This is a genomic window from Bradyrhizobium altum, from assembly GCF_020889705.1.
Taxonomy (GTDB): Bacteria; Pseudomonadota; Alphaproteobacteria; order Rhizobiales; family Xanthobacteraceae; genus Bradyrhizobium; species Bradyrhizobium altum.
This window is the reverse complement of sequence record NZ_JACMYP010000076.1, coordinates 1-26,175: the sequence shown is the minus strand read 5'-3', so window position 1 is coordinate 26,175 and position 26,175 is coordinate 1. Positions and strand designations below refer to the sequence as shown.

Sequence of the window (26,175 nt, the reverse complement as noted above, 5' to 3'; positions counted from 1 at the left end):
GCAGCATGTCATCGATTGAGCAGTTGAATGAGACGATTCCCGATTTCGCCAAGGACGTCAGACTTAACCTGGCGTCCTTGCTGGCCGATGATACGCTGTCGCAGCAGCGACAATACGGCCTGCTGCTGGCGAGCGCGATTGCCACTCGCAATTCAGCCCTGATTGCCGTGATCGAAGCGGCAGCAGCAGCCGTGATGACGCCCGTGGCGATCGCCGCAGCGAAATCCGCAGCCTCTGTGATGGCGATGAACAATGTCTACTACCGATTCGTTCACCTCGCGTCCGACCCGGAATATAAGACCATGCCGCCACGATTGCGCATGAACGTGATCGGCAATCCTGGCGTGGATAAGTCCGATTTCGAGCTGTGGTCGCTGGCGGTCTCGGCCATAAATGGCTGCGGTGCCTGTATCGAAGCGCACGAGAAGACGCTGCGGGCTGAGGGCGTCAGTTCCGGAGTGATCCAGACTGCTGTGCGCTTTGCTGCGATTGTGCAATCAGTGGCGGTTGCGATCGAGGCCGCCGGGCGCGCCCCGTCCAAGCCGACGGGCTGATTTCCTTTGCGCCGTCGGATCGACACCGCTTATGGCGCCACTCCGTTGCGGCACGACCAATCCTCGGCATCCCAAGCGAATGATATCCTCAAGCTGAGTCTTGCGGGCGTCCCCTCGGTTGCCTCGTTTGAATTTCACCTTAAGTGCAGACGAGCCAGAATGCGCCACAAAGGCGGTGAGATCCTCCTTGTGATGGCGATCTCACCGCGGCCTTTCGTTGCACTCTCACCCAAACTTGAACAGCACGCCGTACCCACCGCGCGGATGGCTCCATTTGATGTCGCCGGTGGGTTCAGCGATCACGCGGCAGGTGCCGCACTCGATGCAGCCGTCGACGGTTATCTCAACTTGGCCGTTGTCGTTGAGTTCGTAGCATCGCGCAGGGCAGGCTTTCAAAAGCGCGAGTAGCTGCGGCGACGGCGTCGTGTGCGCGCGCACGGTGACGTGAGGGCGACCGACATCGACAAGATAGCGGTTGTAGTACAGCTTGTCTTCGACGCGCACTGAGGGCTCGACATTCATTCTTTGACCTTCCATTGCTCGATTTCACACCGTTGCCGGTCAGCGCCAGGCCCTGGCAAAACGGCACGCATCTCCGAACAGACCTGTCCATGACCGCGCCTTGACGAAGGATTTCAGGGTCGCCTTCTCCTTCTCAACCTTCGGCGTACCGTCGACGCGTACAAAGTTCTGAAGCGCCTTGGAGATAAGCTGCGGATAGGTAAGAAAGAAGTTTTGCGAATGGGTGTGCATCAGCGTCGGCATGTCTTTGTACTTCTTGAGGTCTTTGATGACGAAGGACTCGTCCAGCATCTCCTTGTAGAGCAACAGATTTTTTGCGGTCATCGGCTCCCGGCGCGATTTGACCTGGGCGATCGCTTCGGCCGCGATGCGGCCTGAGGTCATCGCAAGATTGGAGCCTTCGCGATGAATGGCATTGTTGAGCTGTGCCGCATCCCCCACCACCACCCAACCATCACCGTAGAGCTGCGGGATTGCTTTGTACCCGCCTTCAGGAATGAGATGCGCCGCATATTCCTTGACTTCGGAACCTGCTATCAGCGGCGCCACGGACGGATGCTGCTTGAAATGATCGAGCATGCCGTAGGGTGTCTGGCCGGTTCGCTGGAAATCGGCGACGAGGCAGCCGATGCCGAGCGAAATGCACTCCTTGTTGGCATAGATGAAACCCATTCCGGTCATGCCGCGGGAAATGGTACCGGCAGCCTCGATCACGACGCCTTCGTCGCCCTTAAGATTGAAACGCGCCTCGATCGTCTCGCGAGGCAAAAAGTGCATTTCCTTCACTGCGAGCGCGACATTATCGGGTGTCGGCCGCGGGCGCAGCCCCGCCCGTGTCCCGAGGAGACCATTGACCCCCTCGGCCAGCACGACGACGTCGGCGTGTATTTCGCCGTCGCGGCGATCCGTACGAACTCCGACGATCCTCTCGTGGTGGTCCCGTACGAGCTCCGTGACTGTCGTCTCGCACAGCACCGTCGCGCCGGCCTCCCGCACCTTCGAGGAGAACCATTTGTCAAACTGCGCGCGTATGATCGTGTATCGGTTCGGCCGCTCCTCGTTGAAGTCATCCGAGCGGTAGTGCATGCCGACATGGGAGCGATCGTCCATCATCCAGAACCGTTGTTCGACCAGATGGCGTTCGAGCGGCGCCTCCTCGCGAAACTCGGGGATCAGCTTTTCCATCATGTCGGCATAGAGGATCGCGCCCTGCACATTCTTCGATCCGGAATATTCGCCCCGCTCGAGCTGCAGCACATTCATGCCGTGCTTGGCCATTGTCAACGCCGCCGCGTTGCCGGCCATACCGGCTCCGACTACGATCGCATCGAACCTCTCTTCAATCATCACATCATCTCCTCTAGACCGCCAGCTGGGCGCGCGAATGCGGCAAGAGCCTGGCACGAAATGCGGCCGTCAGCGACGGGAGCAGCTGCATGGCATCACTGACGATCGCGACATGAGCGAAGTCGAAGATCGGCGCGTCCTTGTCGGTATTGATCGCGACGATCAGGTCCGCCCCCTCCACGCCGACCCTGTGCTGGATTGCGCCGGAAATACCGGCGGCAATATAGAGCTTTGGCCGGATAGTCTTGCCGGTCTGGCCGATCTGCCGGTCAGACGTCACCCATCCTTTTTGCACCAGAGGACGCGAGCAACCGTACTCGGCGCCAAGAAGAGTTGCTAGCTCGCGCACCAGCCGAAAATTCTCGGGCGATCCCAGTCCCAAGCCGCCGGCGACGACGACATCGGCATAAGCCAGATTTGACGTTTCGGAATCGCGATCGGGAATGAACGTCAGCACTTTCGTGACGATATCGTCTTCGACAAGGCCAAGCGGATGGATGATGATACGAGCGGCGTCGCGTACGACACGCTCCGGCATCGGCATGACGCGCGGCCGGACGGTTGCCATCTGCGGACGGTAGTTCAAAGTATAAATCGTGCACAGCAGCGAGCCGCCAAAGGTCGGACGCGTCGCCGCAAGCGACCCATCGGCGTCGACGTCGAGCGCTGTGCAGTCGGCGGTGAGCCCCGTCGACAAGGTGGTCGCCACCGAACCTGCAAGATCGCGACCGAGTGTCGTCGCGCCCAGCAGCAGGATTTCAGGCTTGTAGGTGTTGACGAGTTCGGTTAGCGCTTTGGTATAGGATTCATTTCGGTAATCCGACAAAACATTATCGCTCACGAGATAGGCCAGATCGGCGCCATAGCAAAAGGATTCAAGTGCGGCGTTACGCGTCGGCTGCCCCTCCGGACCGATAACGACCGCGGCGAGGTTCACCTTCAGCCTGTCGGCAAGTCTGCGCCCCGCCCCCATGAGCTCCCAGGAGACCGGATGCACCTGGCCACGCTCCTGCTCGACGAAAACCCAGACATGCTTGTAGGCCTTAAAGTGCTCCGGCAGTTCCTTTTTGGCCGCGGCGCGGCCGGCCGCCGCCGGCGCGGCCGTTTTGGTGACATTGCTCATGTTTTAAATTCCCCTCAATAGTGCGCGCGCCCGCGCCGCAGGATTGGTTTCCACTTCGGTTGGCTGAAGATCACTTTTGCTCAGCAGATGGCCAGCTGCTCGGTGGTCCCGCCTGCTCGGTGTGGCCCGACCGCACAACGAGAGGCGTCGCCCCGGGCGAACGCACAGAGCGAGAGGGGCCGGAGACACGCTTCCTGCGCGCTCCGTTCGACAAGCGCCAGCGAGGCGGCCAGGCCGCTGCGATCACCCTCGTTGACCCTCTCCATGCTTGAGTACGCGGCTCCACTTGCTTCGCAAGAGCAGCACCTCGCTTTCGGTTTAGCGCTCCACATCGGCTGTAACGCCCCGGGTGATCTTGCCACCGCGCTATCATGCGATGAGTGCTCGGCCGCCAGCGCTGATGACTCGCGTGGGCCGACGTTGTCCGCTCTTTCTGGCGCATGTTGCTATCAGCCCTGGGATAAATGTAGATTCGCGCACAAGCGGGCGCCCGCCTGATGCGGACGAAGATGTGCATACGCTTCCCAAGTGAAGCGCGGACGGGCGACTTACCCGTTGGCCGCCCTCGCGGGCTCGATAGTGGCTTTAATCGAATCAAAAGCCATCTCGGATGGCACTGCGCGAGCGTGAGCCACGAGATGATGCCGCGCAACTCGGCAGGCAGTAGACGTAACGTAAAAGGTCTTCCTTCAAATCTCATTTCGGACGGCTACCATTTGTCTGCACAGGACCGGATCGACACGACAACAGCAAGTGTCGTACCAGTTGCAAGAACCAAGTAAATCAGGCGAGACCAATAACTTGTGAGACACTTGGAACGGCTGCTAATCCCAGGACACGACCAGTTCGGACATGGGTCGGGAATACGACAGCGCCGCGCGAGTCCTGGCGGAGAGAGTTGATGGAAGAAGACGAAGCCTGCACGAGGATCCGTCAGCGTAAGATCACTTCAGCTCGCTCAATGGGACAAAGGCCGCCGGCTTGCCACGGTCTGTGACGGCATCCTTCAGAACCTTAAACACCCGCTGCTCGATTGGCGACGATGCCACGAAGTCGGCATAGGCCTGCTCCAGCATCGCTTTGCAACGAGCTCTGATGTCCGGCTCTGCGACACCGGCGAATTGCTCATTGGCAAAATATTGTCCCATGCGCTTTAGGATGTGAAGGCGCGCGACATCGACGATCCTGGGGTCGTACTTGACGCCCAGCAGTGAAAAAAACTCTTCCGCCGACGAAGCCTTGCTGAGCCGATCCAGGATACTGGCTGCTGGGTGCGAGTTACTCATCGAAAAATCTCCTTTGAATCAGCGGGTGGACGGTCGGCGAAATGGAGCAGCGTCCGGTGATCCTGCTGCGGCCTTCACGTCGCGCAACCATGCGGAGGCAGGCCATCGTTGCCGCCGATCAACGATTCCGTCCTCGCGCGCTTGGTTTTTGAATGGTCTCCCCAGACGTTGCTGGGCACTTTCTTCACGCGGGGTGGGTCGCCAAGCATCCGCACACATCGCGCCAGATCGTCGCCACCGTTTCGCGCTCGACCGGCAGCTTGTGCTCGATGGCATGCTTGCGGACTTGCGATAGGATCTGTCTGGCCTGATCGGCGCTGGCGACGAGCTGCAATTCATTGAGCAACGCAGTGATCGCCGACAGCCCGGAATGCTTGCCGATCACAAAGCGGTTGCGGCGTCCAAGTAGAACGGGATCAAGCGACTGGTAGGTGCGTTGATCCTTTAAAAGGCCATCCACATGAATGCCCGATTCGTGCGTAAACACATGTTCTCCGACGATGGCCTTGTTCAGAGGAATCGCACGTGCGGCTGCGGCTGCAACCACTGCAGCAACGTTCTCGAGCTCCGACAGTATGATGCCGGTCTCGTACCTATAGAGCTGCTTGAGCGCGACCGCGACTTCCTCGAGCGGTGCATTTCCGGCCCGCTCGCCGAGGCCGATAACGGTTACCGAGGCGTGGCTCGCGCCGGCCTTGATGGCGGAGAGCGTATTGGCGGTTGCAAGACCAAGATCATCGTGACCGTGAAACTCGAGTTCGAGATCCGTGGTCGCACGCAAATTTCCGACCAGCGCGAAGGTTGTGTCCGGGTCGAGCACGCCGAGCGTATCGGCAATACGAAATCTACGCGCTCCCGCCGCTTTTGCTGCTGCTATCAGTCTGATGAGAAAATCGATGTCGGCGCGGGAGGAGTCCTCGCCACCGACGGCGACATCAAGTCCCCGCTCACGGGCGTAACCTACCACTCGCTTGACCTGCTCCAGCGCCAAATCGCGACGGCCGCCAAGCTTGGCCGCAATCTGCACATCGGAACTCGGGATCGACATATTGACCATGGACACCTTCGCTTCGATCGCCGCGTCGATGTCTGCTTCCCGCATCCGGCACCAGGCGATGGTGGTCAGCGGAAGCTCCGCTTCGACAATGACGCGGATGGCGGCGACCTCCTCGTTGCCCATCGCGGGCGTTCCCGCCTCGATCTCCGTCACGCCGGCCCGTGCCAGCGCCTGCGCGATCGCCAGCTTTTCCTCTGTGGTGAACGCAACGCCGGGCGCCTGCTCGCCGTCGCGTAGCGTCGTGTCGTTGAGCACGATCGGCTTGGGGCGCGCCTGCTCGGGCCAAGACGGTTTGGCGGTGGTGGTGGCGGTCATCACGAAAGGGCTCCTCATTGCTTTTGATCCATGCGCTTCAGCAACCCGCATGCCAGCCCGCCATCCCTGGCAACGCATTGAAGAAGCTAAGCTTCCTTTCTCATCCTCCTTCCGGAATTGTCGCAAACGCGACACTACTCATGAAGTCGGACGCCTCATCCTGCCTCTTGCCACGCCGAGCTCGAACGTTAGTGCGCCCGCGGCGCGCCGGATGTCAGAATTGTCGAGCACTTCGAGACCGGCACCGCCTTGGACACCTGGTCGCGCTCGCATCGAAACGGCATCAGCCGCGCCCTCCGCCTCCTGCGAACCGGCATGGTCTTCTCAGACGGATCGGCGATCGCGGATTCTTGTGGCAACTCAGATGGGCCAGTCGCCGCCGACGATCGAGCCAGCCGCCTGCAACAGAAAGTCGCGCCGGCGCTCGGCCATACGGCTTTCGCCGCTTTCTTCGCCGAAGCAGAGGTTGAAGTCGTTACATTGCGTGCAAACGGGCGTTGTGCACATCACTAGTCCTTCATCCTCGCACAGCGAGCGGTAGAAGAAGCGCTTCCAGCGCATGTTGTTGACATTGCGCGCGGCGAGCGGCGCGAAGTGGCGGCTTAGCAGCCGAGAGAGTTCGCCGCGATTGCGTAATCCGAGATCTTCCCACAGGTGGTCTGGCTCAATGGCGCGGCGCGCGATCATCGCGGCCAGCCAGCGCCCGATATGCCCTTCCGTCGAGCGTTGCTTGAGCAAGAGATCGCGCACCATTGCGATCTCGTCGTTCTCATCGCACTTAAACGCCAGGAGCTGCTCCGAGATCTTGACCTCAACCGACGGAAAGTAGTGCTGCAGCAGGCCCGCCAGCTCGTGGCCGGACAGGCCGGCCTTCTCGGGAAGCGGGCCACCATCCATCGCGGCGGCCGCCAGAATAGACGCTAGGACGTGGCGATCGAAATTGCTGTCAGTGGCAATATCGGCATCTTCAGGAGGCACGCCAGTGAGCGCTCGGTAGGTTGCAATTCCTCTCTGCACCTCGCGGCTCGCATCGACGGCGCAAGCAGCCATAAACGGAAGGAAGCGTGCTTCGGGCATGATGTTTTTGGGTTCCCACAACGTTTGCCCCGGCCCATTCTGGCTGGTCGGGTGATCGTCAGAATGCCGGTCTCCCCGGATGGGGGCTGTGGGGGAGACCGGCATCCGTCGCGCGCCTTCACAAGGCCGCGACCCGCGACCTTATGAGACCGCGAGTTCGGCGGCGGTCTTGCCGATGATGGATTCGTCGACGGGCGTCATTATGCCATGCTCCATCAGCATGTCCTCGAGCTCGTCCATGGAGATCGGGGTCGGAATGATGCCTTTGCCGCCATTGTTGTGAACCTTGGTCGCAAGATTGCGATAGTGATCGGCCTGCTGCGACTCGGGCGCATACTCCAGCACCGTCATGCGCCGCAGCTCGGCATGCTGCACCACATTGTCGCGCGGCACGAAGTAGATCAGCTGAGTGCCTAGTTTCTTGGCCAGCGCCTCCGCCAGTTCCAGTTCCTTATCGGTCTGCCGCTCGTTACAGACCAGGCCACCCAGCCGCACTCCGCCCGAGTTGGCGTATTTCAGGATGCCCTTGGAGATGTTGTTTGCGGCATACATCGCCATCATTTCACCAGACATCACGATATAGATTTCCTGCGCCTTGTTCTCGCGGATTGGCATCGCGAAGCCACCGCAAACGACGTCGCCGAGCACGTCGTAGGAGACATAGTCAATGTTCTCATAGGCGCCGTTCTCCTCCAGAAAATTGATCGAGGTGATGACGCCGCGGCCGGCGCAGCCGACACCCGGCTCAGGACCACCGGACTCCACGCAGCGGATGTCCTTGTAGCCGACCTTCATCACATCCTCGAGTTCGAGGTCCTCCACGCTGCCGGCGCTCGCTGCAAGGCTCAAAATCGTGTCCTGCGCCTTGGCGTGCAAGATCAGGCGGGTCGAGTCCGCCTTAGGATCGCATCCCACGATCAGGATTTTCTGGCCCATTTCGGCCAGTGCCGCCAATGTGTTCTGGGAAGTGGTCGACTTGCCGATGCCGCCCTTTCCGTAGAACGCGATTTGTCTCAGTGAAGACATGTTGTTCTCCATCAACCGATTTGCCAAAAAGTTGCGTGCTTCCTACACGCGAGCTTGTTTCTCTTTCAGAAACGGGGCACACGGGTTCAAGGGAAGGAGCGCATCGCTCGTCTTACGCGTCGGCGTGCACTCAGCCCTCACTCAGTGTTGCTGCCGCTTAATAGCAACCGCCATGCCAACGCTGTCCGCGCTCATTAAGCGTCTGATTGCGTTCTAAAAAACCAACCGTCCGTTGAGTAGCCCCAGGGCGTTTGGACCGGACAGGATCTTCGCGGATGTTAGAAAACGAACAACGGCCACACCCATCAACCGAAAAACGGCAGCTTGGCATGACCTGATCCAATGCCCTCTATGGAACGGGACTTGCTCCTGTTCTTGCAAGCCGGTGGTCGGCAATTTGCGGCGAGTGAGATCCAGGTCGAGGTCAAAACCTCTAAGGCAAGTGGCACGGCGATAGGGTTCGTGGTCGAGGATGACGCGATCAATTGTGCGGCCGAACCCCCAACTTGATCCAGCTGATCAGATCGACGCGCATGAGTTTAAAGGCAGCAAGAAACGCCTTACAGGGCCGCCTGCGGATCGAAGCGAACTGAGGTCCTGCTCCGCGCTTCGTTTGTGAGACATAAGAGGCCGATGCTCGTTGATGAGTTAGCGGCTCAATTTCTTAGATTGTTCGGATCTTGCTCGTTTGCGAACAACCCTAGGAGATCACGGCCGTCGATGGCATTAAGGCCGGCGTACGCGTGGTACGGTGCTTAAGCCGCTGACGTGTGATGGTGCGCAAGAGTGTCAAATGCGCTCTCGGACGTAGCGGAATCGCCGCCGATCGTTCAGCTCAGCGTACCCACATAGGTATACCATGGCGAAGATCCTCTTTTATCAGAAGCCGGGCTGCGTTGCCAATGCGCGTCAGATGCTGGCGCTGAAGGCCGCGGGCCATGACGTGATAGCCAAAGATATATTGAAGGAGCCGTGGGCTGCGGAGGAATTGCGACGCTTCTTCCGCAGTATGCCGATCGCATCCTGGTTCAACCGAGCCGCGCCTCGTATCAAGTCGGGGGAAATTAATCCTGACACAATCGACGCAGCGAGTGCACTCGCGTTGATGCTGGCAGATCCGCTCCTGATCAGACGACCGCTGATTAACGTCGACGGTGCAAGATGCGCCGGCTTCGATCATGAACCCGTTCTGTCGCTGCTCGGCCGGGACACGCAAGATGATCTTGAGGGATGCTCCCACGAACAACAGGGCACGCGCTGTCCTTAGATGTGAGGATACGATCGATCATACTACCATGCCGCCAACCAACGCGAACAACGATCCTCCCACTTCCGCCCTTTTCAGAATGGCGGACGGCACGTTCGCTGAGAACGCCGGCGTGCGTGACTCCTCGTAACCAGCGGCGCTCAGATTGCTCGGTTTTTTATACGACCCTTTCCGTCGCGTGCGGTGTGTGAAAGCGCCGCAGTTCGACCGCGTTTGTCGCGCATGATTCCTGCCTGGATTTGATCAGAGCGTTAAGCCGATACGCGGTTTATTGAATAGATTCGGCTCAGACAGGACATTGAACTGAATAACGATCCGGACAGAGACTGCGAAGCTCCGTGGCCGTGATCCTTATGCAACGCGGCTGCATGATTGCGCTACGTCCGCCGCCATTTTGATCAGCATCAAATCCTTCGCCGCCCCCCTGTGTGACAGAGACCTCGCGCGACTCTTCGTGCGAACTTTGGAATGGAGAATTCGATGAGGACAAAGGCAATTCTGACAACGGCATCGCTGCTTGCGCTCGCGAGTCCGTCGGCCAGCGTCTCGGTACAGGCCGCGGACCTGGCGCGGGCCCCGATCTACTACAAAGCACCCCAAATCGAGCCCTTCAATCCGTGGATGATCCGCCTGCGCGTGCTTGGCGTTTTGCCGGATACCGCCGGAAGCTCCGTCAATGTCTCCGGGGCGCCGGCACTGTCCTCGCCCGCCTCCGGACTATCGATCAGCGACCAAGTCGTACCGGAGCTCGATATCACCTATTTCTTCACAAATAACATCGCCGCCGAACTCATTCTCGGCGTGGCCCGTCACCACATTAGTGGCACCGGCACGCTAAATGGCCTAGATATCGGCAAAGTTTGGCTGTTGCCGCCAACCCTGACTCTGCAATATCACTTCACCGATTTCGGCCCGTTCAAGCCCTACATAGGCGCGGGCATCAACTACACCGTATTTTTCAACCAATCGGCAGCCAATACGTCGCTCGCCGGCCTTGCGGTGACGGATTTGCACATCGGCAACCAGTTCGGCGCCGCGGTCCAATTCGGCTTCGATTATATGCTTGACCGCCATTGGGGCCTCAACTTCGACGTGAAGAAGTTGTGGTTGCGGCCGGATTATTCGGCGACCGTAAACAATGCGATTGCTGTCACCGGCCGCGCCAATATCGACCCATGGCTCGTCAGCGGCGGCATCACTTACAAGTTCTGAAGCTAGAAACACGCTTCAGTGAACTTCTCGGGCGCGCCGAGTCGTCGGGCGCGTCTCCCCGCTTTAGTGCAGTGCGACGGCGAGCGAGATGATGTGTAAAGGACACGTCGTCTCGCCGGAGGCGGGAACCATTCGCGGTATTGCTCTCGCTATGAGCCACGGATGTGGCGGTAAGTGACGGAGCACGCGCAGACCGAGCCAGTAGCGATCAAAACGATCATGCTCATCTTTCTCGGCGATAGCAGAAGCGGCCCCCTGCTTATCGGAGCCGAGAATTCAAGGCGGGTACGCCCCCGTGTGAGAACGACCGTGCTCGCAAGAGACTTGAGCTCAGGGCTCATCGGCCCCGATCATAAGCAGGACTCAGGTCGAGGCTTCCTTCTCACTGGATGGTCCGGATCCAGGGCCATACAAATCAGTAGTCGCGACGTACTGGAAGCGTTAGGGCGCCCGGTCATCGTGAGACATGCCGAGATGCCAGCTGCTGGGCGGATAAGCTGTCCATATTGATGACACCAGGGCAAGCGGCGCTAAAGCGGAGCCTTTAGCTTCGCTTCAGTACCATCACGAGGCGGTCGACACGTTTGCCCTGCTTGAGATGGGAGTCTACGATTTCATCAACGTCTTCTGGCTTAGTCGCGCGATACCAGACCCCGTCTGGATAAACGACCATCAAGGGACCGGAGTTACAAAAGCCAAGGCATCCCGCCACCGTGAAACCGACATCGGCGAGGCCTTGGGCTTCGATTGCCTTACCCATCCGATCCCAGAGGGCCTGCGCCCCAGAAGCGCCGCAGCTGCCGTGCGGATGATCCGGTGGACGCTGCGTGTGGCAGGCAAAGACGTGATGCCTATAAAGTTGAGGAAGCTCGAATTCGGTTTCTGCGTTCATGCGCCTATCCTGCAATCAACGGGCTCCATCAGATGAAAAGAGACAATATCCGGGCGCATCCGCCCCAACAATCTTCTCTTCAGTCGAACGTCCCATTGACCAATTGATCCCTACTAATTCCCACTCGAGCTTGCGAAAGCAGGCGAAATGAGCGGGCGACATAATGATGATTATCGCTGACGATCAGCGACAGATGCTTGCCATCTGAAACAACCGCCATGATCAACTTCAGCGTCGTGATCTTCTTTCTCCGCATCACTTACGCAACCATCTGCCTTCTCCAAGCAAGTTCCGCACCAGATGCGTAGCGCTCGTTTCTGCAACGATCTCATTCTCCGCTCCGGCGCGACTGACAATTATGCCGGGCTTGCGACAATGTCGTCCTCTGTGTGATGCATGACAAATGTCGCATCGCGTGTGACACTCTCCCGCTTCAGCCTTTCGCAGTTCGTCCGCAGCACGCGCACGTGCCCGTTAATGCATTCGACCTTGGCCGTCGCCGTCGGCTGACCGTGGTGGCGGCACTCGCTAAGGGCATCGCATGAACGGAGGCTTGGCATTGCAATTGCTACGACCGCTTCAGAGGTCGCCCAAGAATCGCGACACAGGATCGTCATTCCTCCAGACCAAACGGTCCTGTCAGTCTGGGTCCCCCCCATTTCACCCAGCCCAGACGGTGGCCTCGGCGAACTTATAACCGCCGAGGGCATTTCCTTCGCGAAGATTCTATCCCCCGGCAGCAATGGCCTTACTGGCTCCATTTGGTGAGCTAGCGCCAGGGCACCTCGTTGGTGTCGCGAAGATCGCGGTTGCTGTTCGGAATCCAGCGGCCTGACCCGTTTTGCCATTCAGTTCAACGCATTGACGCGGGTCCGCGCCAGGACTGATGAGTACGATGGCTCTATTCGGCGATGCGCCCGAGGCGACTTGAGCAACGGCCAAGTGATACGCCTGTTAATCGGGATGGATCGTAATATCCATGATTTCGTCGGTGTCCTCAGACGGGTCGTAAAACCGATCGTCCTCCAACAGCCTGACGCCGCACAGGCACACGTCACCGTCGATGATGGCGAGCGCGACAGGCTCAAGCGCTTGTCCATTGCAGGGACCCTCGATGCATAGCCCAGTGTCGATCTCAAATCTCGCACCGTGCCTGCCGCATCTGAGAAAGGATCGGTCAGAGGAGAAAACTCGCCGGAGCCGATGTTGAGCCAAAAGCTGCCATGCGGACAGCGATTGACGTACCCTAAATAGTCGTCGCTGAAAGTGCGAACCACAACAATCGGAAACGGCCGGCTCTCGCCGCTGTCGTCGAGTCGCGACAAGTTAAAGCCCCTGGCGCCACTCCGCTCGATGGCGTCGGCCGCACAGACGGCGAACACCTCGATCTGATCACTCATCGGCCGATCATCCCTTGCTCATCCGGGCCTCGCAGTTTCCTGCTTGAAGGCTTCGACCGCTGTCCGGGCCAGTTGAAAAACACCGCGGCCACGAGCGAGCGGCCGATAAGTCGAGCCCGCACGAGTGTTGAGAACATCAAACCATTGCTTCGGCGTGAGCTTCGCCGGGCGCTCGCTGATGTGAACCACCCTCCCGTTCGGAGCAAAGCGGACGTGAATGATGACTTGTTGCGAGTTCATTGCAACTCCCTATTTGGCCTGCGTTAAAGACCCGAGCCGAAACTGAGGATCTGAATTGTGATGAGCTCGGTTTCCAGCGGCTTGGCGCCTGCCCTCGAGCCGTGGATTTCAGACCGCGCCTCGCTACTTTCGAGCAGGTCTTCTTCGCGCTCACGGGCCAGCCCTCGATCGCGTTCCTCATCTTGCGCGATGACGCAAAACTACGATCGTCGCCATTCAATCCTCATCCTTCCGTGTGGTGGATGACGCCATCTCAGTAGATCGCTGCACCCGCGCCCACGTTAATCGACGCATCTTTCATGGTCTCGACAATGAACTCGATCTTGTTGTTCGTGAGATGGGTGTGAAACGGCAGCGCCAGGGCGCGATCGGCGACCTTTTCCGTAACCAGGAAATCGCCACGTCGATAGCCGAGGTCGAAATAGTGGCGTTGCAAGTGCAGCGGGTGGCTATAAGCGGCGGATTCAATTTTGGCAACGCGCAGATCATCGACAATGGCGTCGCGGTCGGATCGCGTGAAGCGCGTTCCCAGATGGACGAGATAGAGCAACCAGTTCACCTCGGTCACATGAGCGGCAACGTAAGGCGGCTTAATGCCTTCAAATGATTGCATATGCGCGCTGTAGAGCTGCTCCACCAGCCGGCGACGCTCCAGGATTTCATCGAGACGCTTGAGCTGCGCCAGCCCCAAGGCTGCCGTGAGATCGCTCATGCCGGCCTGGTACGGTGCTGTGGCACCGACGATCACCGAGGAGCGCTCGTCCAGGCGGTGGGCGCGATAGCGACGCAAGCCAACCGCGAGGTCAATATCGTCCGTTACCACCATTGCGCCTTCGCCACAGCTTAGGGCCAAGGGTTGGGCAAAGTCGAAGACCGCCAGGTCGCCAAACCGCCCGACTAGCTCACCCTTGTACCGCGATCCGATTGCTTCGGTGGAATCCTCCAAAAGCGCCAGGTGATGGTGCTGCGCGATCGCCCGCAGTTCCGACCACGGCGCGGGATGGCCGTTGGGATTACCGGCGACAATCGCTCGCGTGTTGGCTGTGATGCGCTCTTCGGCTTTGTCTGGGACTAATGTTCCCGACCAATAGTCGATGTCGGCAAAAACCGCCCGTGCACCTGCAAGACCGATCGCATGGACTGTCTCGCGGAAGCAATAGGGCGAGGCGATGACCTCCTGCCCTGGCCCGATGCCGAGCGCCTTGAGCGCCAGCAGGAGCCCGATGGTGCCGCTCGATGCCGCAACGGCATATTTGCGGCCAAGATAGGCCGCAAAAGCGTGCTCGAACGCCTCAGTAGCCCGCCCATTGGAGATCTGCGGCGAGCACAGAAGCGTTTCCACGGCGGAAAGCTCGGCGAAGCTGATATCGGGATCCGACAGTGGAATGACGGATGTATGTGCCTCCCCCCTGTCCGCGCTATCAAGCCGATGTTCTGCCAGTTCAATCCCGCTCACCGCGCAGCATTCCTCTTCGCCAACACGATACCGGTCGCCCGCTTCGGATCGGCCGTAATCTGCACGCAGTGATCCGCCCCGTCGAGCAAATGTAGGTCGAAACGAGGAAACTGCCGGAACGGCTGATCCGTCACATCCGACGCATCGCAGCGAACGCATGCAAGCTGCGGAAAGCGGCGCCGCAGCTCGACAAGGGAGCCCGTGTCGACGCCATCAGCCGCAAGCAGCCGTTCGATTTCGATCAGTTCCTCCGCAGTGAGCGCCATCGTGGCTCCTCTATCACTCGCCGAAGGCGGTCGTCATTGCCAGAACAGACGCTCCGGATCTGCGTTCAATTCGTCGATTGCTGAAGTCAGGCGGTGGTAAAGGCTGTAAAATTCCCAGATTCCTCGCGCGTGGTTCTTGCAAAACACCTTCCAGACTCCGCTCACGGTATCATAAAGAATCAGCGCGACATCAACGAGACCGCCATCCTTGTCGATATTGGGCGAGCAACAGGGGCTCTCGATCAGATAGCCACCCTTCACCGGCGTCACGTTCGGCGAGACATAGAGATAGCGCTTGCGCGAGCTCAAGCCGCGCTCGATCCGCTTACGATCCAGCTCGTTTGGGTGAGGGACCAGCCCAGTCTTTACCTTTCTCATCAGCCCGGCATTCATCGCGAAAGTCCCTCAAAGCGCTGTGATTTCCTCTTCAAGACAGCCAATGAGCAGCTGCTCACCAAAATCGACCGTATAGATCGGCACGTCCGCTTCGGTATGGATAGCGACCCTGACGATCTCGCCGGCTGCTCCGGCGCCGAGCACGAGCCCCTCGGGCTCGGTATTGGGAAAAGAGCCATCGTTGATGAGGTCGACTACGGCCTTAACGCGCTGGCCCCGCCGATATTTCGGAAAGCGGACCTCGGTCATGACATAGCCTCTTCCGGCAATGGCAGATCATCGATCTCCTCGTATGCGTCCACCGCCTCAAGCTCCTTGCACTTCATGCCAACGCGGTAGCCGGTTTCGAGAAACTCGACGCCGTAAATGTAGAATTGCTGCACGAACGTGCCGATCGAGACGACGTAACCCACCTCTCCCTTCTTGACCAATATCTCGCCAATCTCCTTGCCGCGATATGTGCCATCGTTGCGGATGGTGCGATTGGCGCGCACCTTTTCGCTAAAGCTGAAGGCAGGCGGCCCGCTGAGCTCGACGACCTCGCTGTCGCGGACAATTTTATTCATACACCGTCTCCTCGTGGACACGCAGGGACGCTGCCGTACCAGCGCAAGCGAGGTCCTGCATCGAATTGTTCTTATCTCCATCTGCCGATTCACCAGCGGCAATGCAGCGCGCTACTTCATAATAGACGTGCTGGCCATGATCACGCTGCGCGGAGCAGTTAACGCCTCCGGCGACAGTCGCTGTATATTCTCGAGTTGCATCGAGGCGTCCGGGTCGTTCGCTATGGCTAGCGGCCACTCATTGGAGACACCGCGTGCCACGATGTAGCGGAACTCAACCTCCTCATAGCTCATCAATCGGTCGAGCAGCTGCGGCGCGATGTGGCGCGCCACGGCGCGACTAAGCTCATAGGTATGGCCGGCCAGCATCAGCGTCACTCGCTTGCATCAACCGGAGTCCCGGCCCGGATGGCGAGGCTGCGATGGCCCCTCCTTTCGCAGCCGCAGAACCAAGCGCACGGCCCTGCGCCGCATTCCCGCGTACGGTTTCGTTCACATCATCAAGCGGCGGCGGCGATCCGTTCATGGAGCTCACCCTTTAGGCTGGCGCCTGGTAACGCGGCAAGGACGCGTCAATGATGCAGGTATTGTCAACCGGACAGGCGGCGACACATTGCGGCTCGTCGAAATAGCCAATGCATTCGGTGCATTTTGCTGGTTCAATGACGAAGCTCCCCGCCTTCTCCGAGATTGCAACGTTCGGGCATAAGGGTTCGCAGGCTGAGCAGCTCGTACATTGCGAGGCGATGATCTTGAATGGCACACAACCTCCCTACGCCGCAGAGATCGGGGCTCCCTGCCGAATCGAAGCATCGCCGCGCTTCACGTGCTGGATCTCACCGCTTTTCACCCTGTCGAGATAGGACCGGAACCAGGCGACCGCCGACTTATCGATGAAGTCATGCGCGTATTGATCGACCGGCTCGATTCCAGCCTTGATCAGATTGCTTTTCGGGCTGCCGCCGATTTTGGCCACAAACACCGCATGGCAGTCGTTGATGCCGCGGATAATGGTCGAAAGCCTATCGTCCTCGTCATAGCCGCCCTGGCAGTAGACGTCTACCCGGCGGTGGCCAACGAATTTTGTGCCGGAAGTGGAAAGTTCGTAGACCTGGAATTCCTTCGCATGTCCAAAGTGCTCGTTGATTAGCCCCGAGCCTTTGGTTGCGACTGCCACCAGAAGCGAGATCTCACTCGTCTTCCCAGCCAATCTCCCGAGCTCCTCTTTACTGGCCGCGGCTTTGGCGGCCCGCTCATCCTCTACGCGGTCTTGATAGGCCTTGCGTATCTCGAGGTCATATTCGACGTCCATCTTTATGACCTCATCGGTGGTAAACTCTGCGCTGCGATCCTCTCCGAGCAGACCCACAGCATCGGCCCGGCACTGACGGCAGTGGCGCATCATATTCATCTCCCCTTCACAAGCATCTTGCAGCGCCTTCAATTCCTGCGCCGTCGGCCCACGCTGACCGTTGAGGCCAAATACTGTACCGTACTCGGGTGCGGAGATCAGCGGCATGATATTGTGAAGGAAGGCGCCGCGCGACTTCACCGCTTTGTTGACCTCGACCAGGTGATGGTCGTTGATTTGCGGGATCATCACAGAGTTGACCTTACACAGGATCCCCCGCTCACTAAGCATCTGCAGGCCTTGCAGCTGGCGATCGGTGAGTATCCTTGCCGCGTCGATGCCGGTATAGCGCCTGTGGTTGAAGAAGATCCAAGGATAGATCTTGGCGCCGATTTCGGGATCGATCATGTTGATGGTGATCGTGACATGGTCAATCCCGGACCTGGCGATGACGTCAACATAATCTGGCAGGCTCAGCCCATTGGTTGATAGACACAGCTTAATGTCCGGAGCCGCTTTGGCGACGAGTTCGAACGTCTTGAACGTCTTTTCGGGATTGGCCAGCGGATCGCCGGGACCGGCGATGCCGAGCACGGTCATCTGGGGAATGGTGGCCGCGACCGCAAGCGCTTTCTTGACCGCCTGCTCAGGCGTGAGCTTCTCGCTCACCACGCCCGGACGTGATTCGTTGGCGCAGTCGTATTTGCGGTTGCAGTAATTGCACTGGATGTTGCAGGCTGGCGCCACCGCGACGTGCATGCGGGCGTAATGATGATGCGCCTGTTCGCTGTAGCAGGGATGGTTCTTTACTTTTTCCCAGATCGCGGTCGGCAGATCGCCTTGCCCCGCCCGCGAGCCGCAACTCGCTTGGCCGATGCTGGACGAGCTGCGGCAGCCCTTATGCATGGCGGCTGGCTGCAGCATCTTGCTGGCATCTACCGCAGCTTTGGCATATTTTCCGCGCCCGACGACCGCGTTCATTTCCATTTCTCCATGCAGGCAATCATCGGCTTCCTAGGACCAGCCCCGAGAGAGCCTTAAGAAGAGCAGTAGCAACTCACATGCCACGGCGGAAACGATGACATTGCAGCCATACGCCAGAGAGTTAGCGGGAACACCAACCCAACGCATGCAGGAACGGCAATGATGCGTATGTCAGAAACGCGACAAGTACGTCCTGTTCTGACGCAGAGCTCCACGGCTGTTGCATTCATTCACGCGCTCAGCCCGGGCGCCATCTCTATTGCCCTTGATGCGATGCAGCCTCTCACAACAGGCCGATGCGAGCTGGAGGATCCGGCTTCGCAACGCCGCTAATGGGTGAGCAGTATCTCGACCGCGAGAGGCAGTCCAATCGCAAGCGGTGTCAAGCCTTGCTCGCGCAGAAAACGGAGCTCATTGCGTGAGAGCGCATCCAGATCAACGATCGCATAGTGGGTGTTGGCCGACCGCTTGATGATTTGCCGGGCGTAGCTACGCAACAGCTGATCGTTAAAGCGACAACCGATGAAGAGAAAGCTCTGTCCGATCCGCCTTGCCTTGATGATGTCCGGAACCGGTGTCTGGACGTCGATTTCGGTTAGCACCTCGACGTAGTCAGCATCGGAAATCAGGAAGTTCTTTGCCGGCTGCACGCCGCCGTGCCGCTTATACAGCACCGTCGCCCAGCTGTCCGCCACGACACTTTCGACCTCTTGGCCAACCGAGTCATAAAAGCGATACCAGCGATTCTCGCCAATGCCGACGCGGGTGATACCTTGCACTTCACCCCATCCATCGCGCTTATCCAGCGCCGCGCGCATCGCCCCATCATACCATGTGTCAACTATGATGGGCAGCGAAAGAGACGCAAGATGATCGTGCAACCTGGTCGGCTCGACCGGACGAGCGAAGGCCTGCGCCATCAATGCCGTCACGGTGGAGCGATGTTTGCTGATCTCGATGTGCTGCGCCGCGGCCCATGCATTGCCCTTAGCCCGCCGCGGCAGCGCAACCTTGTTGGCGAAGAAGTCAGACAACGCCTCGGGCGTCGTCGGCACATCGGGTCTGGACAGTTCGGCGAGCCCAGGACCGAGATAGGGAACAACGCTCGCGGCCCTCAGCCCGGCAGCAACGTTCGCTAAAATGGCCTTAGCGTCGGTCGCGTCGACAACATCGACCTGCGGGGTCGCCTTCACGGATCGTCACCGTTCTCGCCCCGTTTCTTGGCATTGACTGTTACCGGCAAGAGCGTATCGCTCCCCATCTCCGGCAAATCGAGTACCCAACCATTAGCTATTTTGATCCAGCCGCCCCATAGCGTCTCGTGCTCGGATTCCACGATCGGCTCTTCGAGATCCTTTTTCGGCACGTAGATCGACAGGCCCGCGTCCGGCGAGCGGCGGATCATGATCTTCACGAGCTCAACTCCCTCGATTGCGGCGCATAGTCGGCCAGACTGGCAGATTCCCGCGAGTTGGCGCGCAGGCGAGCCACGATGTCGGACAGTATGCACACTACCTCGTCGACGTCGGCGAAAGAGGTTTCACGCGACAGAGAGAAGCGCACCGCGCCGCGCATGCTCCGCGCCGGTACCTGCATAGCGCGCAGAACATGTGATGGCTCCATTGAGCCGGAGTTGCAAGCTGATCCGAGCGACACGGCAATGCCCGCACGATTGAGATGATGGACGATTGCTTCGCCTTCGAGATCATCGAAAGCGATATTGGCCGTGTTCGTTAGCCGGTTTCTGACATCGCCGAGCGCCGCGCACTCACCATTGTGCAAAATCGCCTGCTCCAAGCGGTCTCGCAACGCACCAATGCGAACACGTTCCGGCTCGAGCCGCTCCAACGCCAGTTCCGCCGCTTTTCCAAGGCCGACGATGCCGGGGATATTCTCAGTTCCGCCGCGGCGCCGACGTTCTTGTGATCCGCCCCAGATCAGCGGTTGGAATTTTGTCCCTTTGCGCAGATAGAGCGCGCCGATCCCTTTCGGGCCATGCAGCTTATGCGCTGAAAGCGACAGCATGTCGATCGCACTGTCCTTTAGGTCGACATGTAACTTTCCGATAGCCTGGACCGCATCTGTGTGAAACAGCGCGCCTGCCTCACGGGTCAACCCGGCTAGAAACTCCACCGGAAAAATCGTACCAGTCTCGTTGTTGGCCCACATGATCGAGGCGACCGCCGTGCGGGGCCCGAGCGCGCAGCGAAAGGCCTCGATGTCGAGCCGGCCGCGGGAATCTACGGGTACGATATGCGTCTTGACGCCTCGCGTCGCCAACTGCTCGACCAGCGAAAGGATGGCGGAATGCTCAACCGAGGTGGTGACGATCTCGTCGCGGTCCTCCTGGGTTGCAAGCGCCGAGAGGATGGCGGCGTTATTCGCCTCGGTCCCACCGGAGGTAAAAACGTTCTCATGATCGTGGTCGTTGCCCAACAGATCCTGCAGGCTGCGGCGCGCCTGCTTCAGCGCGGCTGCGACCTCACCGCCAAAGGCATGGCTGGATGACGCATTGCCGAATTGCTCGGTGAAGAATGGCAACATAGCTTGCACGACGGACGGATCGGTCCGGGTCGTCGCATTGTTATCGAGATAAATCGGCACTTGATCTGCACTCAACCTTGAGCCTCGGCTGCGGCAGCAACCGGGATTAAGCGGACGAATTCGCCGAGCCTATTGGACTACGGCGCGAATGCGTAGTTCTCGGCCGTTCGTGGCGGCCAGGCAATTGCTTCAGTTGCTCTGGTTCGGCCAGCATGCTTGACGTCTATTCTTTATTAGCTGAACGATTTTCCGCAGGAGCAGCTCGAGGTGGCGTTCGGGTTGTGAAAGGTGAAGCCTGGGCTCTCCAGCGCCATCACGAAATCGATGGTTGCGCCGACCAGATGCTCATGGCTCTTGTTGTCGACAAACACCTTCAGGCCGCCGCACTCGATCACTTTGTCGTCGGGCTTCGGTTCCTCGGCCAGACCCATCATGTATTTGAGCCCGTTGCAGCCGCCTGCCTCGACCATAATGCGCAGACCACTTGCTGGCTGCGTCGATGATGAAATCGCGCTCTTGACCGCATTCACCGCGCTATCCGTCAGGTTGATCATGGCTTATCCTCCATCTTCTTAGGACTAACTGCTTATGGCAAATCATATGCCAGCGTGCCCCGTTTGATGATGCTTTCTTTTTCGGATCGTGCCTGTTGGCTTTGGAACTTGTGTCGAATTTCCGACAAGGCTGCTTGAGGCGGTCTGAGCCCATTTACGCCTTTTCCTTCCAAGCTATGTCGACGACCGCTGCGTATGGGCGGCAAGCAATTTGCATTGCGTCTCGCACCGGCCAAGGCGTCGGTGAAACGCTTAGATCGAGGACGATTTTAATGACTACAATCGAGAACACCGCGCTCGGCAGACTTGAGAAGGAAGGCCGCCTGCTCAATGCCGTATTCAAAGGCGGGACTATTAAGCCTGGGCGGTTCGGCTTTCGCGGCGACATCGCACTGAAATTCCAGACCCAGGTCGCGGACGAGAAGCGGCCGCCGGACTATTCGATCGAGCAGGTTTTGACAATCGCGCAGAGCGGAGAACGAGTCATTCCGGTGCTGGCCGGCTATCTGCATTCGTTCGCGTATCTTGCCGACGTTGCAGGCGTGCTGGACGGCGCGTTAAGCCCAGACGGCAGCTACTTCATGTTCTGCAACAACATAGATCTGCTGGCGAAATACCGAATCAAGCTTGGTGACGCTATCTTCCACGTCCTACCGTGCGATGAATCCACTGTTTGGAAGGAGATGATGGACCTGGTCGGGGTCAACAAGGACGATATTAGGAAGCTCGATCCAGGTGGCAAGCTCGATTACCTGCTCGATGCGGCAAAGGATCTCGATCTGTCCTATGACGAAATCTCGTACGAAGACGGACTAAAGAGGATGGCCCCCGTGAAAAACCGCAACGAGAACCGGCCGGTCTGACAAGCTTCATTCGTTGTGGGAGGCATCGTCTTCGACGAGACGCACGCCGACGACGCAGATATCACCACCCAGGACTGTTAACGCGATCGGCGTGAGCGCTCCACCCTTACAGGGACCTTCGACGCACCGTCTGGTGCCGAGTTCGAAGGTCGATCCGTGCTTGCCGCACGTCAGCCGAACGCCGTATGGATCGAGGAATTCGTTCCGCTCCCAGTCCAGATTGACGCTGTTGTGCGGGCATTCATTGACATAGCCAAGCATCTTCTTACCCCATCGGACCACAACGATGGACCACGGCCGGTGATTGCCCTCGTCATCGATGACCATAAGGTGGAATCCCATGGCCCGGCGGCTCGGAATATCTTTGAAGCTGCAAATCGCATAGATAGCATCTGGCTGCATTCATGGCTCGTTCAACAAGCACTACTTTGGCAGAATGTTGCTTTTAGCGCTTTTTTTATTTTCCCGAATCAATTTTTCAATGGCACATGAGTGGTCGGCTCTCGGAGGGCTGACCATGGCGAAGTGGGAAGACGAACTCGAACGCTGGCTGAAGCCGTTCCTGGACCGACTGGGTCATAAGACCTGACAGCGGATGTGCCCCTTGTACGTTGCGGGATTGATCGGCCCTGGCGATCGCAAAAGCGATCAGCCGATCGCAGAACGCCTTGCAACCGGCAACTACGATCAGCTGCACCATTTCATCGCCGATGGCGTCTGGGACGCGACACCGTTGGAATCCGAACTGCTCAACCGGGCGGACCGGCTTGTCGGCGGCAAGGATGCGGTGCTTGTTATTGACGACACGGCAAAGCCGAAGAAGGGCGACCGCTCGGTTGGTGTCGCGGCTCAATATGCGTCCTCTCTGGGCAAAGCGGCAAATTGCCAAACGCCGGTGTCGCTGACACTTGCGCACGGCGAAGTGCCCGTGATGGTCGCCTTGTGTCTCTTTCTGCCCGAGAGTTGGACAGCCAATGTGTCTCGATTGAAGCGTGCTCGCGTGCCGATCGAACACCGAACGGCACGATCCAAGCCGGAAATTGCTTTGGCCGAGGTTGATCGAGCGATGGCAGCCAACGCTGGATGTGTGCTGGCGGACGCAGGATACGGGCTCAGCGCACCGTTTCGGCAAGGGCTAACCGAACGCGGGCTGGCCTGGGCCGTCGGCATTCCTCAAGGTGTATCCGGTTGATGTACAGCTCATTTGGCCGATTACTAAAGTCCGCGGGAAACCACGAAAGCACCACGTACCAGATATCTTATCGATTGCGGCGCTTGGTCTTGCGGATCATCGCACTCTCCGCGGCACTTTCCATCTGGTTCGTTGAGAGCCGCCATCGATCCATCTAAGCACGGTGAACAACGTGCTTCAGGGGAGACGAAATACTGTCTCGCCAACCTCCCTGCGGCGACGGATCTGCGCACACTGGCCGCTACCATCAAGGCACGATGGATTTGTGAGCAGGCGCATCAGCAGTTGAAGGAGGAGCTTGGACTTGATCACTTCGAGGGGCGATCATGGCAGGGCCTCCATCGCCACGCCTTGATGGCAATGATTGCCTACGCCTTCCTGCAGCATCGTCGCTTCGCATACGCGGGGCGGAAAAAAAGAATCAACGGGCCACCGCCTCAACCGACCGTGCCCGCCGTACGTCACGCCATCGTCGACCTCATCCTTCGGCCGCCGCCTCAACGGCGCCCGTATTGCCGAAAATAAATCCTTGAAAAACAGTGGCGCAAACACATTCTGCCAAAGAAGCTAGATGCCGTAATGGGCCCGGCGCCGAGCAAGGGGTCATGATGGTGGCTGCCCCCGATAGATGATGAAAACGGGGTCACGACTTGAGTCGGCCCAAGCATCTAGAGACGGAGGACAGCCGTGGAGAACTATGCCGGAATCGAGTGTCATTGGAACTGTCGAGCGTGTGCGTTGTGGATGCCCAGGGTAAGGTTCTGAAGGAGGCGAAGGTAGCGATCGAACCCGACGCCTTAGTCGAGTTTTTCGAGAGGCTTGGGTTTGCGATAAAGCGGATCGGGCTGGAAGCGGGACCGCTGTCACAATGGCTGCATGCGGGCCTGAAAGGAGCAGGGTTCGAGACGGTTCTGCTCGAAACACGGCATGTGAAGGCCGCATTGGCTGCGATGACGGTGAAGACTGATCGCAAGGATGCGTGCGGGATCGCCCAGTTGATCCGGATGGGATGGTTTCGGCCTGTACACGCAAAGTCGGTCGATGCGCAGGAGGTCCGGGCCCTCCTGATCGCACGTAAACAGCTTCTCGGGCGGCTGATCGACATGGAGTTGAGTATCCGCGGAATCTTGCGTGGCTTTGGGCTGAAGGTGTTGGTCCGGTGACGCGGAAGAATTTCGAAGCGCGGATCCGAGAGTTGGTCGTGGGTCAGGCGACATTGGAGCGCATTGCTACAGTGATGCTTTCGGCACGATCGGCCTTGAAGGCAGTACGGAGGGCTACACAAGGCTGTGCTGGCAATTGTGCGTGACGATGTGGTTTGTCGCCGGTTCATGACAGTGCCGGGCGTAGGTCCCCTGGTGGCTGTTACCTACAAATCGGCGATTGATGATCCTCATCGCATCGTAAAATCGACGGCGGCGGGTGCGGTGTTCGGGCTCACGCCAAGGAAATACCAATCAGGATAAAACGTCACGGGCAGTATCACGCGGGTCGGAGACGAGATCGTACGGACAGCGCTATTGAGGCTGCCAACGTTCTGCTATCGCGCATCACGCGGTTCTCGAAACTCAAGCGTTGGGGGATGGACGTCGCCAAGCGGCGAGGCTCGAAGCGCGCAAAGTCGCCCTGACACGTAAGCTCGCAGTGATCCTGTATCGGATCTGTGTCGACGGCACAACTTACCGATGGGCTGAAGCGGGGCCGATCGCAGCATAGAACAGGTGAAGGAGATTAAGAACGCAACCGGGCTAAACTGAAGCGCAGTGCCCGAAGTCCCGTCGCCGGGACGGTGGATCCGGTGAAGCCGTTACACACCCAGTGGCCGTCATCCGACGAACCACGCGTATCTAGATAGGCTCACCGCTCCCTCTGACAGCATGATGTGGCGGCCAGGCGTTGACCACGGACAGAAGCATGAGCTCGGCGGCGTGACATTCACTCGGGAGGCTTGACATCATCGGGCCCATTACAGAAGGTCGTGTACTCATCTGTGGACGCCCCGCGAGATGCAAGCGATTTTTAAAGAAGATCGGCAAGTAGTCGGATGCTGCCATCTGTCCGGCCTCTGATAGTGCAGCGCGATGAAGCTGCGGGCCCGTATGGGAGTTCGCAGACCGGAACCAAATCATAAATGCGTGCTCTAGGCACGATGAGTACACCTGGTTCTTCCGGCCTCGTCTCGCCGACTGTTGCGCCATACCTTCCTTCGACCGACTACATCTCCGACGACCTCAGGCCCGCCAGGCTCACGCCTTGGCTGCGGCCGGAGCCCTGTAGTTCTCCTGCTTTGTAAGCAGCGCCCAGACGATCCGCGCCATCTTGTTCGCGAGCGCGACGGTTACCAGCATGCGCGGTTTGCGAGCCAGCATCTGTTCGAGCCAAGAACCCCTCGGCGCACCGCGTTTGCTCGCCTGCTTCGTTCGCCCATTTTGGATGCTGCACCGAGCTTCTGCTTGCCGCCTGTCGATCTTTGAAGAGGCGTGAGACCCATCCAGGCGGCAAAGTCGCGGCCCCCTGCCAAAGGTCTCGGCTGGCGGCGCTAAGGCGGCGATCGCGGTGGCGGAGATTGGGCCGATACCGGGAACGGTCATCAGCCTGCGTGATACTTCGTCCTCTCGTGCACGCCGTGCGATTTCTTTGTCGAGATCCGCGATCTTGCTACTGAGGCCGGTGAGTAGGTCTAAC

The 26,175-nt window shown here is 58.9% G+C and carries 27 protein-coding genes and 4 pseudogenes; 6 read left to right on the top strand and 25 right to left on the bottom strand.

Annotated elements, in window-relative coordinates; genetic code table 11:
- Positions 1-5 precede the first annotated feature (5 nt).
- The gene (ahpD, locus tag H8B02_RS19925; protein WP_229167789.1) at positions 6-554 is read left to right on the top strand and encodes an alkylhydroperoxidase, AhpD family; all 549 of its coding nucleotides are present in this window, start codon (positions 6-8) and stop codon (positions 552-554) included.
- A 225-nt stretch (positions 555-779) separates the two neighbouring features.
- Here the strand turns inward: ahpD and H8B02_RS19920 are convergent, their stop codons facing one another.
- The 7 genes from H8B02_RS19920 to nifH form a co-directional block, all read right to left on the bottom strand.
- Complete coding sequence (locus tag H8B02_RS19920; protein ID WP_141341122.1) at positions 780-1,076, bottom strand: ferredoxin family protein; 297 nt, start codon at positions 1,074-1,076, stop codon at positions 780-782.
- 39 nt (positions 1,077-1,115) lie between these two features.
- Complete coding sequence (locus tag H8B02_RS19915) at positions 1,116-2,423, bottom strand: FAD-dependent monooxygenase (RefSeq protein ID WP_229167788.1); 1,308 nt, start codon at positions 2,421-2,423, stop codon at positions 1,116-1,118.
- Positions 2,424-2,436: 13 nt separating this feature from the next.
- Positions 2,437-3,546 (bottom strand): electron transfer flavoprotein subunit alpha/FixB family protein, encoded by a 1,110-nt coding sequence (locus H8B02_RS19910; RefSeq protein ID WP_229167787.1) that lies wholly within the window; start codon positions 3,544-3,546, stop codon positions 2,437-2,439.
- 944 nt (positions 3,547-4,490) lie between these two features.
- Positions 4,491-4,832, bottom strand: a complete 342-nt coding sequence (nifW, locus tag H8B02_RS19905; RefSeq protein ID WP_229167786.1) for a nitrogenase stabilizing/protective protein NifW — start codon at positions 4,830-4,832, stop codon at positions 4,491-4,493.
- A gap of 184 nt (positions 4,833-5,016) precedes the next feature.
- The gene (nifV, locus tag H8B02_RS19900) at positions 5,017-6,204 is read right to left on the bottom strand and encodes a homocitrate synthase (protein WP_229167785.1); all 1,188 of its coding nucleotides are present in this window, start codon (positions 6,202-6,204) and stop codon (positions 5,017-5,019) included.
- Between the two features lie 360 nt (positions 6,205-6,564).
- Positions 6,565-7,281 (bottom strand): nitrogen fixation protein NifQ, encoded by a 717-nt coding sequence (locus H8B02_RS19895; RefSeq protein ID WP_312001051.1) that lies wholly within the window; start codon positions 7,279-7,281, stop codon positions 6,565-6,567.
- Between the two features lie 141 nt (positions 7,282-7,422).
- Entirely contained in the window at positions 7,423-8,307 is an 885-nt protein-coding gene (gene nifH, locus H8B02_RS19890) for a nitrogenase iron protein (RefSeq protein ID WP_229167784.1), read from the bottom strand.
- A gap of 859 nt (positions 8,308-9,166) precedes the next feature.
- Between nifH and H8B02_RS19885 the strand changes: the two genes are divergently transcribed.
- Together H8B02_RS19885 and H8B02_RS19880 are read left to right on the top strand one after the other, a co-directional pair.
- Complete coding sequence (locus tag H8B02_RS19885; RefSeq protein WP_229167783.1) at positions 9,167-9,574, top strand: ArsC/Spx/MgsR family protein; 408 nt, start codon at positions 9,167-9,169, stop codon at positions 9,572-9,574.
- 468 nt (positions 9,575-10,042) lie between these two features.
- Positions 10,043-10,786, top strand: coding sequence for an OmpW/AlkL family protein (locus tag H8B02_RS19880; RefSeq protein ID WP_376711686.1), 744 nt, complete (start codon positions 10,043-10,045; stop codon positions 10,784-10,786).
- A gap of 544 nt (positions 10,787-11,330) precedes the next feature.
- Here the strand turns inward: H8B02_RS19880 and H8B02_RS19875 are convergent.
- The 16 genes and pseudogenes from H8B02_RS19875 to H8B02_RS19800 all read right to left on the bottom strand — a co-directional run bounded on the left by H8B02_RS19875 (position 11,331) and on the right by H8B02_RS19800 (position 21,435).
- Positions 11,331-11,678, bottom strand: a complete 348-nt coding sequence (locus H8B02_RS19875) for a (2Fe-2S) ferredoxin domain-containing protein (protein WP_229167781.1) — start codon at positions 11,676-11,678, stop codon at positions 11,331-11,333.
- Positions 11,679-11,757: 79 nt separating this feature from the next.
- The gene (locus H8B02_RS19870) at positions 11,758-11,898 is read right to left on the bottom strand and encodes a hypothetical protein (RefSeq protein WP_229167780.1); all 141 of its coding nucleotides are present in this window, start codon (positions 11,896-11,898) and stop codon (positions 11,758-11,760) included.
- Positions 11,899-12,632: 734 nt separating this feature from the next.
- Positions 12,633-13,078: pseudogene (locus H8B02_RS19865) on the bottom strand (Rieske (2Fe-2S) protein).
- An 18-nt stretch (positions 13,079-13,096) separates the two neighbouring features.
- On the bottom strand, positions 13,097-13,318 hold the full coding sequence (locus H8B02_RS19860; protein ID WP_229167779.1) for a hypothetical protein: 222 nt from the start codon (positions 13,316-13,318) through the stop codon (positions 13,097-13,099).
- Positions 13,319-13,571: 253 nt separating this feature from the next.
- Positions 13,572-14,765 carry a DegT/DnrJ/EryC1/StrS family aminotransferase gene (locus H8B02_RS19855; protein ID WP_229167795.1) on the bottom strand — a complete coding sequence of 398 codons (1,194 nt, stop codon included), beginning with the start codon at positions 14,763-14,765 and terminating at the stop codon, positions 13,572-13,574.
- A gap of 5 nt (positions 14,766-14,770) precedes the next feature.
- On the bottom strand, positions 14,771-15,040 hold the full coding sequence (locus H8B02_RS19850) for a DUF6129 family protein (RefSeq protein ID WP_229167778.1): 270 nt from the start codon (positions 15,038-15,040) through the stop codon (positions 14,771-14,773).
- Positions 15,041-15,073: 33 nt separating this feature from the next.
- On the bottom strand, positions 15,074-15,433 hold the full coding sequence (locus tag H8B02_RS19845; protein WP_229167777.1) for a DUF3024 domain-containing protein: 360 nt from the start codon (positions 15,431-15,433) through the stop codon (positions 15,074-15,076).
- A gap of 12 nt (positions 15,434-15,445) precedes the next feature.
- Positions 15,446-15,685 (bottom strand): nitrogen fixation protein NifZ, encoded by a 240-nt coding sequence (locus H8B02_RS19840; protein ID WP_229167776.1) that lies wholly within the window; start codon positions 15,683-15,685, stop codon positions 15,446-15,448.
- Positions 15,682-16,002 carry a nitrogen fixation protein NifZ gene (locus H8B02_RS19835; RefSeq protein ID WP_229167775.1) on the bottom strand — a complete coding sequence of 107 codons (321 nt, stop codon included), beginning with the start codon at positions 16,000-16,002 and terminating at the stop codon, positions 15,682-15,684. Before H8B02_RS19835 ends, H8B02_RS19840 begins: the two co-directional genes overlap by 4 nt.
- Before the next feature lie 111 nt (positions 16,003-16,113).
- On the bottom strand, positions 16,114-16,380 hold the full coding sequence (locus H8B02_RS19830; protein WP_229167774.1) for a hypothetical protein: 267 nt from the start codon (positions 16,378-16,380) through the stop codon (positions 16,114-16,116).
- A 160-nt stretch (positions 16,381-16,540) separates the two neighbouring features.
- Positions 16,541-16,765 carry a 4Fe-4S binding protein gene (locus tag H8B02_RS19825; RefSeq protein WP_229167773.1) on the bottom strand — a complete coding sequence of 75 codons (225 nt, stop codon included), beginning with the start codon at positions 16,763-16,765 and terminating at the stop codon, positions 16,541-16,543.
- Positions 16,766-16,774: 9 nt separating this feature from the next.
- Positions 16,775-18,277: a nitrogenase cofactor biosynthesis protein NifB gene (gene nifB, locus H8B02_RS19820; RefSeq protein WP_376711688.1), complete on the bottom strand. Its 1,503-nt coding sequence runs from the start codon at positions 18,275-18,277 to the stop codon at positions 16,775-16,777.
- Positions 18,278-18,666: 389 nt separating this feature from the next.
- The gene (locus H8B02_RS19815) at positions 18,667-19,530 is read right to left on the bottom strand and encodes an SIR2 family NAD-dependent protein deacylase (protein WP_229167771.1); all 864 of its coding nucleotides are present in this window, start codon (positions 19,528-19,530) and stop codon (positions 18,667-18,669) included.
- A complete protein-coding gene (gene nifT / locus H8B02_RS19810; RefSeq protein ID WP_229167770.1) occupies positions 19,527-19,751 on the bottom strand; it encodes a putative nitrogen fixation protein NifT in 225 nt (74 codons plus the stop codon). The genes H8B02_RS19815 and nifT overlap by 4 nt, the downstream gene beginning before the upstream one ends.
- Positions 19,748-20,941 (bottom strand): cysteine desulfurase NifS, encoded by a 1,194-nt coding sequence (gene nifS / locus H8B02_RS19805; protein ID WP_376711685.1) that lies wholly within the window; start codon positions 20,939-20,941, stop codon positions 19,748-19,750. The genes nifT and nifS overlap by 4 nt, the downstream gene beginning before the upstream one ends.
- A gap of 173 nt (positions 20,942-21,114) precedes the next feature.
- On the bottom strand, positions 21,115-21,435 hold the full coding sequence (locus H8B02_RS19800; protein WP_229167768.1) for a HesB/IscA family protein: 321 nt from the start codon (positions 21,433-21,435) through the stop codon (positions 21,115-21,117).
- A 272-nt stretch (positions 21,436-21,707) separates the two neighbouring features.
- On the opposite strand from H8B02_RS19800, the gene H8B02_RS19795 reads away from it, so the two are divergent.
- On the top strand, positions 21,708-22,298 hold the full coding sequence (locus tag H8B02_RS19795; protein WP_229167794.1) for a hypothetical protein: 591 nt from the start codon (positions 21,708-21,710) through the stop codon (positions 22,296-22,298).
- 6 nt (positions 22,299-22,304) lie between these two features.
- Here H8B02_RS19795 and H8B02_RS19790 read toward each other — a convergent pair whose 3' ends face one another.
- On the bottom strand, positions 22,305-22,700 hold the full coding sequence (locus H8B02_RS19790) for a Rieske (2Fe-2S) protein (RefSeq protein WP_229167767.1): 396 nt from the start codon (positions 22,698-22,700) through the stop codon (positions 22,305-22,307).
- 79 nt (positions 22,701-22,779) lie between these two features.
- Between H8B02_RS19790 and H8B02_RS19785 the strand changes: the two are divergent.
- Both H8B02_RS19785 and H8B02_RS19780 read left to right on the top strand, forming a co-directional pair.
- A pseudogene (locus tag H8B02_RS19785) lies at positions 22,780-24,023 on the top strand (IS701 family transposase).
- 154 nt (positions 24,024-24,177) lie between these two features.
- A pseudogene (locus H8B02_RS19780) lies at positions 24,178-25,206 on the top strand (IS110 family RNA-guided transposase).
- A gap of 530 nt (positions 25,207-25,736) precedes the next feature.
- On the opposite strand, the pseudogene H8B02_RS19775 reads toward H8B02_RS19780, so the two are convergent.
- Positions 25,737-26,175, bottom strand: a pseudogene (locus H8B02_RS19775) (transposase); the annotation flags it as partial.